The organism is Vibrio sp. 10N.237.312.B06 (assembly GCF_041464685.1).
In the GTDB taxonomy this organism is placed as follows: Bacteria; Pseudomonadota; Gammaproteobacteria; order Enterobacterales; family Vibrionaceae; genus Vibrio; species Vibrio tasmaniensis_A.
In genome coordinates, this window is the sequence record NZ_JBFSPI010000053.1 from 1 (window position 1) to 18,885 (window position 18,885).

Genomic DNA, 18,885 nt, shown 5'->3' on the forward strand with positions numbered 1-18,885 from the left:
CTCGTATCTCGTATCTCGTATCTCGTATCTCGTATCTCGTATCTCGTATCTCGTAGAAGCATAAAAAAGCCCCAACACGAATGTCGAGGCTCAAAGTATCTTTATCTATATTGTCACTGGACGTCCCTAGTTCACTGCTCTTCGTTGTTTTCAGCAAACTTAGATGGCGACATACCAAAGTGATGTTTAAACCTTTGACTGAAATAGGAAGGGTCATTGAAACCAGAATCAAACGCGACGTCTGAAATCCTCTCTCCCGCAAGTAGCCGCTCGCACGCATGCTCCAAACGTACTTCATTCAAATGCTCTTTAAAGGTCTTGTTGTAAGCCGATTTAAAACGTCTCTGTAAGCTTCTCTCTGACATGAACAAGTACTTAGCGGCATTTGCAGTACTGAACTCTGCATCGGCGTAGTTTTCACTTACAAGCTGTGACACTCTGTTTTTCCACTCTTGCTCAGCACTTAACCTTTGTTGCTCCGTCGCTGAAACTGTAAGTTTAATGGTCTCAATCTGTTCAATTGTACTAGCTTCCAAATTATCTAACACTTGATATTCAATCGGCCACGAAAGCTGCACCTTATTTTGAGAGTCCGAGACAAAAGCATTCAGTTCACCACCGCTCTGGTTCATCAATAATGGCAACTTTTCGATGTTTAGGTCGGTCGACTTTCCAGTATTATCATTAATGCTTGAAGTCAATTTTGGGAAAGGCATTCCATGGTCTCGAATCGTCACAACAAGGTGCTCTTTAACCTCTTCAACCAATACCACCATACTCTGTGACTTAAAATTTCTCTTAATGATGCTAGCGACTAGACTGTTGAAAATAATATCAAGGTTAAAATACAGCAAGGAGACATGTCGTTGTTTAGTGTCAACTTTAATATCCAGTTCAATACCGGCTTTGGCTAAATCGTCCTGCCAAGCTTTGAGTACAGCTTCTAAGATTAAAATTATATCGTAACAAACCTTTCCCTTCCCTTGTGGCGTGTTACTCAACTGAGCCAAGCCATTTTTCAATGTCAATATTGGCGACTTACCTTGTTCATCATTCCAATTTGGGATCATAGCTGCGATATGATTAACTTCAGAAGAGAGTTCATTAGCAGTATGTGTGACAAGAGCACTCTTAACTGACAACTGTTTTTTAAGCTGTTGATTAGTCGTTAGTAGTATTCGGCTTTGATGCCTCAGTTGATCTGTCTTTAATGCAACTTGCGCCTTTAAGTGCCTATTGGCGAAAGTAACGTAACGTGATCGCCAAAAAACCAAAGCAGTCACGACACAGATAAGTAATATAAGAGAGCTTGCTGCTGCCCAATTACTCAGATACCAAGGTTCCGCAATAGAGAAGCTTTGGTTCGTTGACGTAAAGCGATAATGGGAGTCTTTAACGGGTTTCACTTCCAACGTATAGTCCCCAGGAAGAAGGTGATCGAGTGTTAGTAACCCCCCTTCAAACTCACTCCAAGGTTCGTTGTCGCTGAGTCGATACTCCATTGCAGGTGTGTATGTCGCTGGTAAAATTCCAATCTTAAAACCGATTGATGAGCCATAAGGAATTTCATCTAAATCAGCTGTCTTGCCACCAAGTGATACTATCTGATGGTCGACACTTATCTTGCTCAGCAATGCACGGCTATGAGGTGTTGTTGATACCAATAGCTCATTAGCTAATGCACTCACCACGCCATATCTTGAGCCGAAGATAAGCCTAGTAGACTGGCTACCTTCGCTGTAAAACAGAGCACACGCACCTGCAGCCAATTCATTGGTGATCAAGCCAAATGGTGAGCCGATATGTTTATGCAGTTGCCCATCCAATCCGTAATAGCTAATACCTTTCGAAGAGCCTAACCACATCCCATTATCATCGCTAATTAAACATTTAGGACTGATATTTTCCTCAACAAGAGTGACCTCTTGAATAATAGAACTGTTATTAGGGATTCGATACACACCATAGCTACTCGCAAACCACTGGGATCCATCTTTTGCTTTTTCAATATCGACCACTTTGCCAAGCCGCTCGCTTGAATGACTAAAGCTAATTCTCTCATCAAGAAAAGAGTAGAATCCGTGATCAGTACCAACATAAATACGACCTTGTAAACCTATATTGAGAGCGGTGATCTTTGCTGGCAAAAATTTATCGACTAACCAGTCGGTACCATAACTTGTCAACTTATTGGTTTCGATAGATAACGAATAAAGGTTTTGTCCCGAGGTCATCCAAAGCATGTTATTCGCTTCAAGTGCAAAGTTTTCAACGGGTACACCTTCAATCGCTCTTGGTAGATCGACCTTTTCAGCCTCTAACGTATCAGTGTTGAAACTAATAATACCTTCTGCAGTCGCCAACCAAATTGAAGAACCAAAGAACTCAAAGTCCTGTACTGGGTTAGAGTAAACACGAACGGGGTTATCTTCACTTTGAGAATCAACCAAATAGAGACCTCTGGAAGAAGCAACCCAAGACAGTTGATCGCGAACAAGCTGTACTTTGTTTATCACCACACTACTCGAGTGCATCCCCATTCCCGTTAATGGCGTTCTTGAGAATGTCCGGCTGAACAGTGAAAAGTATCGAATTCCGTTATTGGTCGCGACCCACATTCCACCAGCATGGTCGTTAATTAACGAATATATTTTTTCACCCGGTAACGAAAAGTCTTGATTATCGGCTTGTTCAAATCGTGTAATTTGCCCCGTAATAAAGTTGTAGCTGATAAGACCATGCTCAGTCCCAATCCAGTATTGATCGGTTGTTTCAGCGAGAGAAAGAACATGCGAACCACGCACCCACCTTTCTTTCTTAGGATTTGCAAGATCTATAATCACTGCACCATTCAATGTACCAATGACTAACTCACGTCTTGCCATCGAAAAATACAGCGTCTCTATATGATTTTTTTCTGATGCAGCGATATGAGTAAATTCTTGGCTATCAGAAAGGTACACTCCGGAGCTGGTCGCAAGCACCCATTTTGACAGCACCCGCTCAGCATCGTTAATCGTAATATCGCTGCTATTGTTGTACCGATACAATTTTAGAAGCGAGTAAGTGCTAAATTCTAAAGATTGAGTATTGTACGTATAGAAATTACTGCTATCAGTAACCCAAATATAATCACCGGAAGCACCGATATTCGCGATCTCAGCCCCCGGGCTTAGACTAAATGCAAGTGCATTACCGATTCCTGGGCTATGTCGGTACACCTCATTATCAAAGAAAGTCCAAAACTCATCGTTAAGAAACGCGACTTTCTCTGAAGAAAATTGCAAAAGGCTACCTTTTCGAGGGAATAGGGTTCTGCCATCATAAAAAAGTATTTTTCCATGCACATCATGAACCCAGAGTCCGCCACCTTCACCTAAGTACAGATTTTTTGCCGCAAGGAAGTTCCCTTGTGCTTGAACGGGCAAAGGGTAGAAAACGGAGGGTGATGTATTTACCGCAAGAACGCTAAATGAAATGCTCATTAAGATGAACATTTTGAAAATAATTCGATACAACTTTTAATCCTGAACAGCAACAACACATGAAATATTGGTTCTCACAGCGCTTGTTGCTGATTAACCAAAAAGTGAGTTTTTTTGTGCTTATTATTATCTTTCTATTTTAGCTGAAATTGACAAAGGAGAAAGGAGGTTTGATATTTGTTGGAAGGTTTTATCTTAGCGGTCACGAAAATGCCGCAAAAAGCGGCATGATTCATCAATTAACGAGAGCAAAGTGTCGTAAAGAATACTCAATATTGATTACATTCCACTCAAGCAACTTGTGTAACTATCTGTAAGCTGCTGAAGAAAATCAAAATAGCTTCCACTCTTCACTTCAACCTGCGAACCGACAGGATCAAGTTGTCCTTGTTTAGCGTTACTTCCACGAGTCACCGATTCAATCACCGCTGGTGTAAATTGAGGCTCTGAAAATACGCATTGAACATTTTCACGCACCAAAGTCTTCTTGATAGCTATCAGACTTTTTGCGCCAGGTTTACGCTCAGGGCTAACCGTAAAGTGACCTAGATTATTCAACTTAAATTCTTGTTCGAAGTAGCCATACGCGTCATGGAATACGTAGTAGCCTTTGTCTTTCACTGGCGCGAGTTGTTCATGAATCGCCTGCTGCTTTTCTTTCAAAGCAATCAAGAATGAATCTAGGTTCTCTTGATACGCCATGGCGTTATCAGAGTCTGACTCAATTAGCTTAGCTGAGATATATTTTGCCGCTACCTCGACTTGATCGATACCCAACCAAAAATGCGGGTCATGGCTACCATGGTTGTGCCCTTCATGAGCATCGTGGTCTTCATGTCCAAACTCTCTCAAGTTAATCCCCGGAATCTCACTGATCTTGATAACGTTTTCTTTAGAACCAATCACCTTTGTCAAAAAAGCTTCTAGGTCAGGGCCAAACCAGATCACCATATCGGCACTATGAACTTTTTTGACATCCGATGGCTTAAGCGCATAATCGTGCGGCGAAGCATTGCTGTTCATCAACACATCAGGTTCACTAACGCCCTGCGTTAATTCTGTCACAATCATTTGAATTGGTTTGAAGCTTGTTAGAATAGTATTGGCACTTGCAACACTTGGCGCTAAAAGCAAAGTAGCAAGTATAAAAGATGAACGTGACATAATTCCTCGTTAATAGAAAAGTAGCTTAGGCTTGATGTAAATGTTACATTATAACATTAGCGAATTGCAAATGAGTTCTATTCATGGATAATTTAATCCAACTAGATTCTGTGAGCGTCGAATTTGACGGTCGAAAAGTTCTAGATAACATCTCTCTAAATTTAGAGCGCGGCAGAATCACCACCCTGATTGGGCCAAACGGTGCAGGAAAGTCGACATTAGTAAAAGTGGTATTAGGTTTACAGACCAAATTTTCAGGCACAATAACAAAAGCTAAAAAACTGAAAATTGGCTATGTACCACAAAAATTAAAGCTCAATGATTCACTACCGCTCAATGTAGAACGTTTTCTAAAGCTCACTGGTAAGTTCAGTCAGCAAGAGATCCTTGAAGCATTGAAGCTCGTTGGTGCTGAACATCTACAAAAGAGCAACATGCACCAACTATCTGGCGGTGAAAACCAACGTGTGCTAATTGCTCGTTCATTGCTAAGAAGACCCGATCTACTGGTTCTTGATGAACCCGCACAAGGTGTTGATGTACAAGGCCAAATAGACCTGTACGACCTGATCGATACCATTCGCCACCGTTTTGGTTGTGCCGTATTTATGGTTTCACACGATCTGCATTTAGTGATGGCAAAAACAGACGATGTTATCTGTTTGCATCACCATATCTGCTGTTCAGGCGCACCGGCAGACATCAAACACCACCCCTCTTATATCGCACTTTTTGGCACCGCGACCCAAGAGACCTTAGCCTTTTATCACCACCAACACGAACATCACCATCATGATCTCGCAGGACAGCCTGTCGAAGGCGACGTGCATGAATGTTCAAACCATAAACACGGACACCACTAATGCTTGAGTTTCTTCTTCCCTCTATTTTAGCTGGCTTGGGCATTGCTCTAATCGCGGGGCCACTAGGTTCATTCGTGGTGTGGCGCAAGATGGCTTACTTTGGTGACACGCTTGCTCACGCTTCTTTGATGGGCTTAGCACTTGGCTTTCTGTTCAACATTAACTTGTATTTCGCGCTGCTGATTTGTTGTTTGATGCTGGCTGTGTTGCTAGTGACTTTACAAAAACAAAAGCTAGTCGCGACCGATACCCTACTCGGTATTTTGGCGCACAGCGCTCTGTCTTTGGGTCTTGTCGCCGTGAGTTTCTTAGATAACGTTCGTGTTGACCTAATGAGCTACCTATTTGGTGACTTGCTTGCAGTGTCTCCGACAGATTTGGTATTCATCTATGCGGGTGCTGCCGTGATTGGAGTGGTACTTGCTATTTTTTGGCGACCACTATTGTCGACGACCGTTAACGAAGATCTCGCAGCGGTTGATGGCATCAACATTGATTTAATGCGTCTTATTTTGATGCTATTGGTTGGGATCGTGATTGCGGTAGGTATGAAATTTGTTGGTGCGTTAATCATGACCTCACTACTTATCATTCCGGCAGCAACGGCAAGAAAGTTCGCCAATACCCCCGAACAAATGGCATTCCTTGCATCGGTAATTGGTTCTATCGCTGTGTTCGGAGGATTGAGCTTGTCTTGGTTCTATGACACACCAGCTGGCCCGTCTGTTGTGATTAGTGCTGCGGCAATGTTTATGCTGTCTCAAATGGTTAGAAGCCGAGCTTAGCACTTATCAGTACGATCTCGTATCTCGTATCTCGTATCTCGTATCTCGTATCTCGTATCATTGAAAACATACAAAAAAGGCTTGGTCAGTGACCAAGCCTTTTTAATATCATTCAGTTAACTTCTATCTCGTTAGATAAAAGCCAGCTGATTACCAACCCGTGATTTCACGTAGGCCTTTACCGATGTCAGCAAGAGACTTAACAGTCTTAACGCCTGCTGCTTCTAGTGCTGCGAATTTATCTTCAGCAGTACCTTTACCGCCAGAGATGATTGCGCCAGCGTGGCCCATACGTTTACCCGGAGGAGCAGTAACACCAGCGATGTAAGATACAACTGGCTTAGTTACGTTTGCTTTGATGAACTCAGCTGCTTCTTCTTCCGCAGTACCACCGATCTCACCAATCATTACGATTGCTTCAGTCTCTGGGTCTTCTTGGAAAAGTTTTAGGATATCAATGAAGTTTGAACCTGGAATAGGGTCACCACCGATACCAACACATGTAGACTGACCAAAGCCTTCATCTGTTGTTTGCTTAACTGCTTCGTACGTCAAAGTTCCTGAACGAGATACGATACCTACTTTACCCTTCTTGTGGATATGGCCAGGCATGATACCAATCTTACACTCGTCTGGAGTGATAAGACCTGGACAGTTAGGACCGATCATGCGAACGCCAGTTTCTTCTAGCTTCACTTTAACGTCGATCATGTCTGTAGTAGGGATACCTTCAGTGATCGTTACGATCAGTTCGATACCTGCATCAATCGCTTCTAGGATTGCATCTTTACAGAAAGGTGCTGGTACGTAGATAACTGTTGCTGTTGCGCCAGTCACTTCTACGGCTTCACGTACTGTGTTGAATACTGGAAGGCCTAGGTGAGTTTGACCACCTTTACCAGGTGAAACACCACCAACCATTTTCGTATCGTATGCGATAGCTTGGTCTGAGTGGAATGTACCTTGACCGCCAGTGAAACCCTGACAGATTACTTTAGTGTCTTTGTTAATTAATACAGACATTATTTAGCCTCCGCAGCAGCAACAACTTTCTGAGCAGCATCTGTTAGAGATACAGCAGCAATGATATCAACATCAGAATTAGCAAGTACTTCACGACCTAGGTCTGCGTTTGTACCTTCTAGACGAACAACTACAGGAACTGTTACGCCAACTTCTTTAACTGCACCAATAATACCTTCAGCGATCATGTCACAACGAACGATGCCACCGAAAATGTTTACGAGTACTGCTTTAACATTGTCATCAGAAAGGATGATCTTGAATGCTTCAGCTACACGCTCTTTTGTCGCGCCGCCGCCTACATCAAGGAAGTTTGCTGGCTTGCCGCCGTGTAGGTTTACGATATCCATCGTACCCATCGCAAGGCCTGCACCGTTAACCATACAGCCAACGTTGCCATCAAGTGCTACGTAGTTCAGTTCCCACTGAGCTGCGTGCGCTTCACGCTCGTCTTCTTGTGAAGGATCGTGCATTTCACGAAGCTTTGGCTGACGGTACATTGCGTTTGAGTCAATGTTGATCTTGCCGTCTAGACAAAGCAGGTTGCCTTCGCCAGTGATTACAAGCGGGTTGATTTCTAGTAGAGCTAGGTCGTACTGAGAGAACATTTGGCCAAGACCCATGAAGATCTTAACGAACTGTTTAATTTGATCGCCAACTAGACCAAGTTTGAACGCAAGTTCACGGCCTTGGTAAGCTTGAGGGCCCACTAGAGGATCGATCGCTGATTGGTGAATCAACTCTGGAGTTTCTTCAGCGATTTTCTCAATGTCCACGCCGCCTTCAGTTGACGCCATGAATACAATTTTGCGCGTTGCACGGTCAACAACAGCACCTAGGTAAAGTTCGTTAGCAATGTTCGATGCTTCTTCAACTAGGATCTTTGTTACAGGTTGACCATTAGCGTCTGTTTGGTAAGTCACTAGGTTTTTACCTAGCCACTTTTGTGCAAACTCTTTAACGCCTTCTTTGGTGTCATGTAGCTCTACGCCGCCCGCTTTACCGCGACCACCAGCGTGTACTTGACACTTAACGACTTTCTTGGCTGTACTGATACGACCTGCAGCTTCGAAAGCTTCTTGTGCTGTATCACATGCGAAACCTTCTGGTACAGGCAAACCGAATTCTGCAAACAGCTGTTTGGCTTGGTATTCATGCAAATTCATTTTGATATTCCGTTTATTTTCCCTTAAGGGATTATTATTTCCATAACGACACAGTTTCCTGTGGTACGTCTGTAGGGTCTTCTCAAATCAACTGCTGTCCATTTTCTAATGGCTTTACAGTTCAATTGAAGGCCAGACGTTGAGCAGCCTAGCCTTTGAAACTTTTTACGTCTAGCTAACCGGGTTAACTAGACGTTTTAGAGATACTAAACGTCTAATAGCAGACGTGCAGGATCTTCTAGGAGCTCTTTGATTGTCACTAGGAAGCCAACTGATTCTCGGCCGTCGATTAGACGGTGATCGTAAGAAAGCGCTAGGTACATCATTGGTAAGATCTCAACCTTGCCATCAACAGCCATTGGACGATCTTGGATTTTGTGCATACCCAAAATTGCCGCTTGAGGCGGGTTGATGATTGGCGTAGACATTAGAGAGCCAAATACACCACCGTTCGTGATAGTGAAGTTACCACCCATCAACTCATCAACAGTTAGCTTGCCGTCACGGCCTTTGATTGCTAGCTCTTTGATGCCTTTTTCAATGTCAGCGAAACCTAGTGTGTCACAGTCTTTCAGTACTGGAGTTACTAGACCACGTGGCGTTGATACTGCCATGCTGATGTCGAAGTAGTTGTGGTAAACGATATCTGTACCATCGATAGAAGCGTTCACTTCTGGGAAACGCTTCAGTGCTTCTGTTACTGCTTTCACGTAGAAAGACATGAAACCAAGACGCGTATCATGACGCTTCTCGAATTGGTCTTTGTACTGCTTACGAAGATCCATGATTGGCTTCATGTTCACTTCGTTGAAAGTAGTCAGCATAGCTGTGCTGTTCTTCGCTTCTAGAAGACGGTTTGCAACTGTCTTACGTAGGCGAGTCATAGGCACGCGTTTTTGGCTACGAGCCGCTGCTGGCGCTTCAACTGCTGGTGCAGAGGCTGCTGCCGGAGCCGCTTTCGCTGCTGCAAGGTGTGCGTCAATGTCTTCACGAGTAATACGACCACCAACACCAGTGCCTTTAACGTCAGCTGGTTGTAGGTTGTGCTCTGCAAGAAGACGACGAACAGCAGGGCTTAGTGCGTCGTTGCTTTCTTCTGTCAGTGCCGCTTTGTGGCGTTTATCAGGAGAAGCTTCTGTATCTTCAGTCGTGTCTTTAGTTGGTTCACCAGCGACAGCACCAGGCTTAATTTTAGCCAGAAGCTGCTTAGAAAGTACCGTAGCACCCTCTTCTTCGATGATAGCTTCCAGAACACCCGCTTCAGGAGCCGGTACTTCTAGAACTACTTTATCTGTTTCGATATCTACAATGACTTCATCACGTGCAACCGCTTCGCCCGGTTTTTTGTGCCAAGTAGCAACTGTTGCATCAGCCACAGATTCAGGTAAATCTGGAACCAGAATTTCAATTGTCATGTGCGTATTTTCCTTTTACTTCTAGTTCTTAAGTAGGGTCAAAGCGTCGTCAACTAACGCCTTTTGTTGTTTCAAGTGTACCGACATATAGCCAACAGCTGGTGATGCTGATGCAGGACGACCTGCGTATTGAATATCAGCACCTACTGGGATAGCAGCTCGGAAATTATGTTGGCTACTGTACCAAGCACCTTGGTTTTGTGGCTCTTCTTGACACCAAACGTAATCGACTACATTTGTGTATTGTGCGATTGCAGCTCTCACGTCCTCATAAGGGAACGGGTAAAGTTGCTCAATACGCACAATAGCGACATCGTCTTGCTCGTTCTTACGTCTTTGGTCAAGCAGGTCAAAGTAAACCTTACCTGAACAGAACACGACGCGTTTTACGTTCTCAGGAGCCAGATCATCAATTTCTGCGATAGCTGGTTGGAACGTGCCTTCTGCCAAATCTTCAAGAGAAGATGTACACAGAGGGTGACGAAGCAATGACTTAGGTGACATTACAATCAGTGGACGACGCATTGGTCGAACAACCTGACGGCGAATCATGTGGTAAACCTGAGCTGGTGTTGAAGGAACAACAACCTGCATGTTTTGTTCAGCACATAACTGAAGGTAACGCTCTAGACGCGCAGAAGAGTGCTCTGGGCCTTGGCCTTCATAACCGTGAGGAAGCAACATAGTTAGACCACATAGACGTGCCCACTTTTGCTCACCTGATGAAATGAATTGGTCGATAACAACTTGTGCACCGTTTGCGAAATCACCAAATTGTGCTTCCCAAAGGGTGAGACCGCTTGGCTCTGCTGTCGCATAACCATACTCAAATGCGAGTACCGCTTCTTCAGATAACACAGAGTCAAACACTTGGAATGGCCCTTGTTTATCATGAATGTTCGCAAGAGGAACATACGTGCTTGCATCTGATTGATTGTGCAGTACTGAGTGACGGTGGAAGAACGTACCACGACCTGAATCTTGGCCAGAGATACGAATACGCTTACCGTCGTCAACAAGTGTTGCGTAAGCCAGAGTTTCAGCCATACCCCAATCGACTTGTTTCTCACCATTCACCATGGCAGTTCGATCGTTGTACAGTTTATTTACTCGGCTTTGCAGCTTGTGGCTGTCTGGGTATTGGCAAAGTTTAGTACCAAGCTCTTTCAGGCGCTCGATATCAATCTTGTTATCCCACTCGATGTTCCAGTCATGACCTAGATAAGGCGACCAGTCCACAGAGTGAAGTGCCATTGGGCGCCACTCTTTAACCACAACTTCACCGTGATCAAGTGCATCACGATATTCGTTAACCAGTTGAGTTGCCGTATCAATACCAAACTCACCGCGCTCCATTAGCACGTCAGCGTAAAGCTTACGTGGTGTTGGATGCTTCTTGATTTTTTGGTACATCAAAGGCTGTGTTGCATTCGGCTCATCGGCTTCGTTGTGACCGTGGCGACGGTAACAAACCAAATCAATAACAACATCACGCTTGAAGGTATTACGGTAATCCAATGCAAGACGCGCTACGAACGCAACCGCTTCTGGATCATCAGAATTAACGTGGAAAATCGGAGCCTGAACCATCTTCGCGATATCTGTACAGTACATCGTAGAACGTGTATCGCGAGGGTTAGACGTCGTAAAACCAACTTGGTTGTTTACAACGATACGAACCGTACCACCGACACAGAAACCACGCGCTTGAGACATGTTAAACGTCTCTTGCACTACACCCTGACCAGCGATAGCTGAATCACCGTGGATAGTAATTGGAAGTACACGGCTGCCGTCTTTATCGTCTAGACGATCTTGTCGAGCACGTACTGAACCGATAACTACCGGGTTTACGATTTCTAAGTGAGATGGGTTAAATGCAAGTGCTAAGTGAACGTTGCCGCCTGGGGTTGCGAAATCCGCAGAGAAACCTTGGTGGTATTTCACATCACCAGTGCCCCACGAGTCATCGCTGTGCTTGCCCGCAAACTCGTCAAACAGGTCTTGTGGCTTTTTACCAAGCACATTGACCAGCATGTTTAGACGACCACGGTGAGCCATACCAACAACAACTTCACGCATGCCTTGTCCACCAGCATGACGAATAATTTCCTTCGTCATTGGGATCAACGCATCACCACCTTCCAACGAGAAGCGTTTTGCGCCTGGGAATTTAGCACCAAGATAGCGCTCAAGACCTTCAGCAGCCGTTAGCTCTTCTAGGAAAGCTTGCTTTTCTTCTTTATCGAAAGAGGGTTGACCAGAAACAGACTCTAAACGTTGTTGGATCCAACGCTTTTGCTCTGTGTTAGTCATGTGCATGTATTCAGCACCAATCGAACCACAATAAGTTTGCTTTAAAGATTTGTACAAATCTCGAAGCACCATCGTCTCTTGGCCAATAGCGTAAGAGCCGACGTTAAACGTCTCATTGAGGTCATCTTCGGTAAGAGTGTGGAAAGAAGGATCCAGTTCAGCGACTGTATCTCTTTCCCATAAACCTAGGGGGTCTAGATTTGCTGATTGATGCCCTCGGAATCGATAGGCATTAATAAGTTGCAGAACCTTTACTTGTTTCGCATCGACATCTGGATCACTAACTTGGACACTGTAATGCTTTGTTTCTTGAGCGAGTCGACGGAAGTATTCACGAACACGAGAGTGTGGTTGTTCCACTGCTTCTGAAGCTTGCACAGGCAGTTCTTCAAAAACACTTCTCCATTCGTCACTTACCGAATCGGGGTCACTTAGATACAGTTCATAGAGTTCTTCTACGTACGTTGCATTGGCGCCAGCCAAGTGTGAAGACTCGAGCCATGCCTTCATCACGCCGTTGTGCATATTTTCCCTTAACCAGTAGTTTTCACGTTTGCTGCGGTCTATGCCGAGCTATTAAAAGGCCGCCCCAAAACTTCTAGGGCGGCAATTTTTATATAACTTAAACCGAACGATTCACTAGCATGGTCTTAATGTGACCAATCGCTTTCGTCGGATTTAATCCCTTAGGACAAACACTTACACAATTCATGATGCCATGGCAACGAAAAACGCTAAATGCATCATCAAGATCGGACAGACGTTCGTCTGTCGCCGTATCTCGGCTATCTATTAGCCAACGGTATGCTGCAAGTAGGCCTGCTGGTCCGATGAACTTATCTGGATTCCACCAGAATGATGGGCATGAAGTCGTACAACATGCACACATAATACATTCATACAAACCATCTAAATGAGCACGCTCATCAGGGCTTTGTAGGTTTTCACGAGCCGGTGGCACATTGCCATCAGACACTAAGAACGGCTTAACTTTTTCGTAGTTATCGTAGAACTGAGTCATGTCTACGATTAAGTCACGCACAACAGGCAAACCTGGAAGTGGGCGAATTACGATCTTATCTTGGCCAGAAAGTGCAGACAGTGGCGTGATACACGCCAATCCATTTTTACCATTCATGTTCAAACCATCAGAACCACATACACCTTCACGGCATGAACGACGGAATGAAATCGTTGGATCTTGCTCTTTCAAAAGAATAAGCGCATCCAAAAGCATCATGTCAGAGCCTTCTTCCACCTCTAGGGTGTACTCTTTCATGTAAGGTTTCTGGTCCACATCTGGGTTGTAACGGTATAAAGAGAAATTCAGTTTCATGGTCATATCTCCTTAGTACGTACGTGCTTTCGGCGGGAATGCTTCACGATGGATAGGTTCCATGTTCACGCCACGCTTAGTCATACTTTCTGATTCAGGGTTGTACAGAGAATGGCATAGCCATTGCTCATCATCACGATCTGGGAAGTCGAAACGAGCATGCGCTCCACGACTCTCTGTACGGAAGTTTGCTGCAACCGCGGTTGCGAATGCCGTTTCCATCAAGTTTTCAAGCTCTAAACACTCAATACGTTGCGTGTTGAACTCAGTCGACTTGTCTGAAAGGTGTGCATTTTTAAGACGCTCACGAATCACTTTCAGCTCTTCTAAGCCGTCAGCCATCGCTTTACCTTCACGGAATACAGAGAAGTTGTTCTGCATACATAGCTGAAGGTCTTTACGAATTACCGCAGGATCTTCACCGTCAGTACTGTTTTCCCAACGATTGTAGCGCTCTAGTGAACGTTCAATGTCAGCTTCAGTTGCAGGTTTTGCTTCAGCTTGTTTGTTCAAAGTCTCACCAAGGTGAAGACCTGTCGCACGACCGAACACAACCAAATCAAGTAGCGAGTTGCCACCTAGACGGTTTGCACCGTGTACTGATACTGAAGCGATTTCGCCACAAGCGAATAGACCTTGAATTTCAACGTCTGTACCGTCTTCAGTTTGTTTAATTGCTTGACCAGAAACCTGTGTAGGAACACCCCCCATCATGTAGTGACACGTTGGGATTACAGGAATTGGTTCTTTAACAGGATCAACGTGAGCGAACGTACGAGAAAGCTCACATACACCCGGTAGACGAGATTCAAGCGTCTCTTTACCTAGGTGATCGAGTTTCAGCTTGATGTGTGGACCCCATGGACCATCACAACCACGACCTTCACGAATCTCAACCATCATCGAACGAGCTACAACATCACGACCAGCTAAATCTTTAGCATTCGGAGCATAACGTTCCATGAAGCGCTCGCCGTCTTTATTGAGAAGGTAACCACCTTCACCACGACAACCTTCTGTTACCAAAACACCTGCGCCAGCGATACCCGTTGGGTGGAACTGCCACATTTCGATGTCTTGCATTGGAACGCCTGCACGAATCGCCATGCCAACACCGTCACCAGTGTTAATGTGAGCATTGGTTGTTGATGCGTAAATACGACCAGCACCACCAGTAGCAAGGATTGTTGCCTTCGCTTTGAAGTAGCAAACCTCACCCGTCTCCATACAAAGCGCGGTAGTACCTAAGATTGCACCATCTTCGTTTTTAACAAGATCCAGTGCATACCACTCAGAGAAAACCGTCGTTTTGTGTTTAATGTTTTGTTGGTAAAGCGTGTGTAACAGTGCGTGACCAGTACGGTCGGCTGCCGCTGCGGTACGAGCCGCTTGCTCACCACCAAAATTCTTAGATTGGCCACCAAACGGACGTTGGTAAATACTACCGTTATCAAAACGAGAAAATGGAAGACCCATTTTTTCTAGTTCGATAACCGACTCAGGACCATTTTTACACATGTATTCGATAGCATCTTGGTCGCCGATGTAATCGGAACCTTTTACCGTATCGTACATGTGTTGCTCCCAGTGATCTTCATGCGCATTACCAAGAGCAACGGTGATACCACCTTGCGCAGATACAGTATGAGAACGAGTTGGGAAAACTTTAGAAAGCAACGCACAAGATAGGCCTTGCTCAGAAATTTGTAGCGCGGCGCGCATACCAGCACCACCAGCGCCAATTACTACAGCATCAAACTCACGAACAGGAATAGTCACTTACGCACCCCACAAAATAAACAGACCAGAGAAGAAATATCCTAGAAGAACCGCAACAACACCGACTTGAAGACCAACGCGCAATTTTGCACATTTGATGTAGTCAGTTAGTACTTGCCACAAGCCGATCCACGCGTGAACCAAAATTGAAGTAAGCGCTAACATGGTGAAGACTTTAGTGAAAGTACCACCAAAGAATTGCGTCCAAGATGCGTAAGAAATATCACCTGAGAAAGCACAAAAGCTCACTAGGTAGATAGTGTAAAGCGTCATAATGATGGCTGTTGCACGAATCAATAGATAATCATGCACACCATTACGACCAAAAGTAGAAACGTTGTTTACCATACTAAGATCCCCGCTAGTAGAGACAATACCGCTGTTGCTGCGAATGCAACCTTCGCGCTCTTAGCGCCAGATTCCAGCTCTTCAAAGTGACCAAGGTCCATAAGAAGGTGACGAATACCACCAGCAATGTGGTAAGCCAAAGCGGTTAAAATGCCCCACAGAATAAACTTCACGAAGAAACCGTCGACAATGTCGCTAGCTTCCATAAAGCCTACAGGGGAAGAGAGGGAAATGGATAGTAACCAAAGCAGAATTCCGATCGCAACAAAAGTAATCACCCCAGACACACGGTGTAGGATGGAAGCTATTGCTGTGATAGGAAAGTGGATGGTCTGTAAATCTAAATTAACAGGTCTTGTCTTTCTTTCTTTCACGGGCTCGCTCACTCAGCTCCATTGAGCATGATGGTCATTAAATAACCTTATGTATTGTTATGGACAAAATTTGATTGCAAACCCTCAAAATTTAACATTAACTTAACAAATAACGTAAGTTGAGCCTTAGATAATTGTAAAATAATTGTTAACAGCCAGGTTTCCGAAGACACCTCACATTTCTTCTTAGCCTTGCATTTATAAGGTTTTAACCAAACTTTTCAGCGCCACTATACGGCTGGCAACATTCTAATACAATTGATGCAACAAATAATGCTACACAGCACAGACTTTTAACGAATTTAATGTAAAAAACACTAACAAGTGCACACAAAGCTGCAGAAAAATTGACTTTCTGACGTAAGACCAGTAAAAAAATGGCACATAAACATCCTGGACGGATTAATAATAACAAAGGAGATTGTTATGGCGGATAAGAAAGCTACCCTTCATATTGAAGGTCAAGCGCCGATCGAATTGCCGATTACAGAAGGTGTACTTGGTACTCCAGTCATCGACGTTCGTACACTGGGTTCTAATGGTTTTTTCACTTTTGATCCTGGTTTTCTTGCCACTGCATCTTGTGAATCGCAAATCACTTATATTGACGGTGGAAAAGGTATCCTTCTACACCGTGGTTATCCAATTGATCAACTGGCCAATAATGCTGATTACTTAGAAGTTTGTTACATTCTTTTATACGGCGAAGCTCCTTCTCGAGCTCAATACGAAGAGTTCAAGACGACTGTCACGCGTCACACCATGGTTCATGAGCAAATTGCTAGTTTCTTCCACGGCTTCCGCCGTGATGCTCACCCAATGGCTGTTATGTGTGGTGTGGTAGGTGCGCTTGCTGCGTTCTATCATGATTCATTAGATGTTAATAACGACACACACCGTGAAATTGCGGCATACCGCCTAATTTCAAAAATGCCAACACTGGCTGCAATGTGTTACAAATATTCTATCGGTCAACCGTTTATCTACCCACGCAATGACCTAGGCTACGCAGAAAACTTCCTGCACATGATGTATGCAAATCCATGTGAAGAATATGAAGTAAACCCTGTTGTTGCTCGCGCAATGGACAAAATCTTTACGTTACACGCAGATCACGAACAAAATGCTTCAACGTCAACGGTTCGTTTAGCTGGTTCTTCGGGTGCAAACCCATTTGCTTGTATTGCTGCTGGTATCGCTTCTTTGTGGGGTCCGGCTCACGGCGGTGCTAACGAAGCTTGTCTAATGATGCTTGAAGAGATCGGTAGCGTAGACAACATTGAAGAGTACGTAGCAAAAGCAAAAGACAAAGATGACCCGTTCCGTTTAATGGGCTTCGGTCACCGTGTTTACAAGAACTACGATCCGCGTGCAACGGTAATGCGCGAAGCGTGCCACGAAGTACTTAAAGAGCTGAACATTCAAGATCCACTACTTGACGTTGCAATGGAACTTGAGCGCATAGCTCTTTCTGATGAGTACTTTGTATCGAAGAAACTATACCCGAACGTAGATTTCTACTCAGGTATCATTCTGAAAGCGATCGGTATTCCGGTATCAATGTTCACAGTAATCTTCGCGATGTCTCGTACTATCGGTTGGATTGCACACTGGAACGAAATGCACAGCGATCCGACGAACCGCATCGGTCGTCCTCGTCAGTTGTACACTGGTGAAGAACAGCGTGATTTCCAAGCTCTACACGAGCGCGAATAGTAAAGTTTCGACTTTTCTAATCGATTAAAATCAAAAAGGGTTGATGTATTAACATCAACCCTTTTCTTTTATATGCTCTCAACTCCGTCATCCTCAAGAGTGAGGGACGAGCGGGTTGGGGATCTCACTAATTGTATCGACAAGCTTTTAGAGATTCCCTACTCCTTCCTTCGTCAGTCTAGGGAATGACGAATTACTTGAGATCTCTCGAAATAAAATCCATTAGAGTTCTAACTAGCCAGTCTCATCGACGGGTACAAATTTATAGTGACTCGTATCCTACATCCCATATTTTCTTGTTATACCGGGTTGTCGATATCGATAAACTCAACAGCTAAGCCATGCTCTTTCGCTAGCCACTCACCTAATGCCTTCACACCATAACGTTCTGTTGCGTGGTGGCCTGCGGCAAAGTAATGAATGTCTTGTTCACGTGCTGAGTAAGTTGTGCGCTCTGAAATTTCACCAGAGATAAACGCATCAATACCTTGAGACGCAGCTAACTCAATGTAGTCTTGACCACCACCAGTGCACCAACCGACAGTCGTAATCATTTTGACTTGGTTTTCTGGAGCGATATGCAGTGGTTTACGATTTAGAACTTGGTCAATTTTTGCAGCAAACTCTGCACCCGTCATTGGTGCACTCAACTTGCCAAACATCGCAACAGATTGTGGGTGCCCTTCCAAACCGCCTTCGACTTCGATATCAAGCAACTCTGCAAGCTTGGCGTTGTTACCAAGCTCAGGGTGGATATCTAGTGGGAGATGGTATCCTAAAAGGTTGATGTCGTTTTTAATCAGGGTACGAATGCGCTTACCCTTCATGCCACGAATTGCTTCTGACTCGCCTTTCCAGAAAAATCCGTGATGGACTAACAAAGCGTCTGCGTTCAGTTCTACCGCTTTATCAATCAAGGCTTGAGAGGCCGTGACACCAGTAACGATACGCTTTACTTCTGACGCACCTTCAACCTGTAAACCATTCGGGCAGTAATCTTTAATTTGCTGTGGCTGCAGTTTTTCGTTAAGTAGCTTTTCTAATTGTAAGTTATTCATTTTTATTTCCAGCTTACCTTTATAATAACGTCGTTATATCAATTTACGGGTAGAATG

Annotated in this window: 14 protein-coding genes; 3 read left to right on the forward strand and 11 right to left on the reverse strand. The window is 44.4% G+C overall.

What is annotated here, in order from left to right; translation table 11 throughout:
- Window positions 1–131: 131 nt before the first annotated feature.
- Both AB6C75_RS14810 and znuA read right to left on the reverse strand, forming a co-directional pair.
- A complete protein-coding gene (locus tag AB6C75_RS14810; RefSeq protein ID WP_372108061.1) occupies window positions 132–3,518 on the reverse strand; it encodes a helix-turn-helix domain-containing protein in 3,387 nt (1,128 codons plus the stop codon).
- 246 nt (window positions 3,519–3,764) lie between these two features.
- The gene (gene znuA, locus AB6C75_RS14815; RefSeq protein ID WP_009847313.1) at window positions 3,765–4,649 is read right to left on the reverse strand and encodes a zinc ABC transporter substrate-binding protein ZnuA; all 885 of its coding nucleotides are present in this window, start codon (window positions 4,647–4,649) and stop codon (window positions 3,765–3,767) included.
- Between the two features lie 83 nt (window positions 4,650–4,732).
- On the opposite strand from znuA, the gene znuC reads away from it, so the two are divergent.
- Complete coding sequence (gene znuC, locus AB6C75_RS14820; protein ID WP_012604527.1) at window positions 4,733–5,512, forward strand: zinc ABC transporter ATP-binding protein ZnuC; 780 nt, start codon at window positions 4,733–4,735, stop codon at window positions 5,510–5,512.
- Window positions 5,512–6,297 carry a zinc ABC transporter permease subunit ZnuB gene (gene znuB / locus AB6C75_RS14825; RefSeq protein WP_009847315.1) on the forward strand — a complete coding sequence of 262 codons (786 nt, stop codon included), beginning with the start codon at window positions 5,512–5,514 and terminating at the stop codon, window positions 6,295–6,297. Before znuC ends, znuB begins: the two co-directional genes overlap by 1 nt.
- Before the next feature lie 150 nt (window positions 6,298–6,447).
- Here the strand turns inward: znuB and sucD are convergent, their stop codons facing one another.
- The 8 genes from sucD to sdhC form a co-directional block, all read right to left on the reverse strand.
- On the reverse strand, window positions 6,448–7,320 hold the full coding sequence (gene sucD / locus AB6C75_RS14830) for a succinate--CoA ligase subunit alpha (RefSeq protein WP_372108062.1): 873 nt from the start codon (window positions 7,318–7,320) through the stop codon (window positions 6,448–6,450).
- Entirely contained in the window at window positions 7,320–8,486 is a 1,167-nt protein-coding gene (gene sucC, locus AB6C75_RS14835; RefSeq protein WP_009847317.1) for an ADP-forming succinate--CoA ligase subunit beta, read from the reverse strand. The genes sucD and sucC overlap by 1 nt, the downstream gene beginning before the upstream one ends.
- 206 nt (window positions 8,487–8,692) lie before the next feature.
- Window positions 8,693–9,901 carry a 2-oxoglutarate dehydrogenase complex dihydrolipoyllysine-residue succinyltransferase gene (gene odhB, locus AB6C75_RS14840; protein WP_009847318.1) on the reverse strand — a complete coding sequence of 403 codons (1,209 nt, stop codon included), beginning with the start codon at window positions 9,899–9,901 and terminating at the stop codon, window positions 8,693–8,695.
- A gap of 21 nt (window positions 9,902–9,922) precedes the next feature.
- Complete coding sequence (sucA, locus tag AB6C75_RS14845; protein WP_009847319.1) at window positions 9,923–12,742, reverse strand: 2-oxoglutarate dehydrogenase E1 component; 2,820 nt, start codon at window positions 12,740–12,742, stop codon at window positions 9,923–9,925.
- A gap of 97 nt (window positions 12,743–12,839) precedes the next feature.
- Window positions 12,840–13,553, reverse strand: a complete 714-nt coding sequence (locus tag AB6C75_RS14850) for a succinate dehydrogenase iron-sulfur subunit (protein WP_009847320.1) — start codon at window positions 13,551–13,553, stop codon at window positions 12,840–12,842.
- Between the two features lie 12 nt (window positions 13,554–13,565).
- Window positions 13,566–15,332, reverse strand: a complete 1,767-nt coding sequence (sdhA, locus tag AB6C75_RS14855) for a succinate dehydrogenase flavoprotein subunit (protein ID WP_372108063.1) — start codon at window positions 15,330–15,332, stop codon at window positions 13,566–13,568.
- Window positions 15,333–15,680, reverse strand: a complete 348-nt coding sequence (gene sdhD, locus AB6C75_RS14860; RefSeq protein ID WP_004734215.1) for a succinate dehydrogenase, hydrophobic membrane anchor protein — start codon at window positions 15,678–15,680, stop codon at window positions 15,333–15,335.
- Window positions 15,674–16,066, reverse strand: a complete 393-nt coding sequence (gene sdhC / locus AB6C75_RS14865; RefSeq protein ID WP_012604532.1) for a succinate dehydrogenase cytochrome b556 subunit — start codon at window positions 16,064–16,066, stop codon at window positions 15,674–15,676. The genes sdhD and sdhC overlap by 7 nt, the downstream gene beginning before the upstream one ends.
- Window positions 16,067–16,480: 414 nt before the next feature.
- Between sdhC and AB6C75_RS14870 the strand changes: the two genes are divergently transcribed.
- On the forward strand, window positions 16,481–17,770 hold the full coding sequence (locus tag AB6C75_RS14870) for a citrate synthase (protein ID WP_004734217.1): 1,290 nt from the start codon (window positions 16,481–16,483) through the stop codon (window positions 17,768–17,770).
- Between the two features lie 299 nt (window positions 17,771–18,069).
- Here AB6C75_RS14870 and AB6C75_RS14875 read toward each other — a convergent pair whose 3' ends face one another.
- On the reverse strand, window positions 18,070–18,828 hold the full coding sequence (locus AB6C75_RS14875) for a Nif3-like dinuclear metal center hexameric protein (protein ID WP_371695796.1): 759 nt from the start codon (window positions 18,826–18,828) through the stop codon (window positions 18,070–18,072).
- Window positions 18,829–18,885 lie beyond the last annotated feature (57 nt).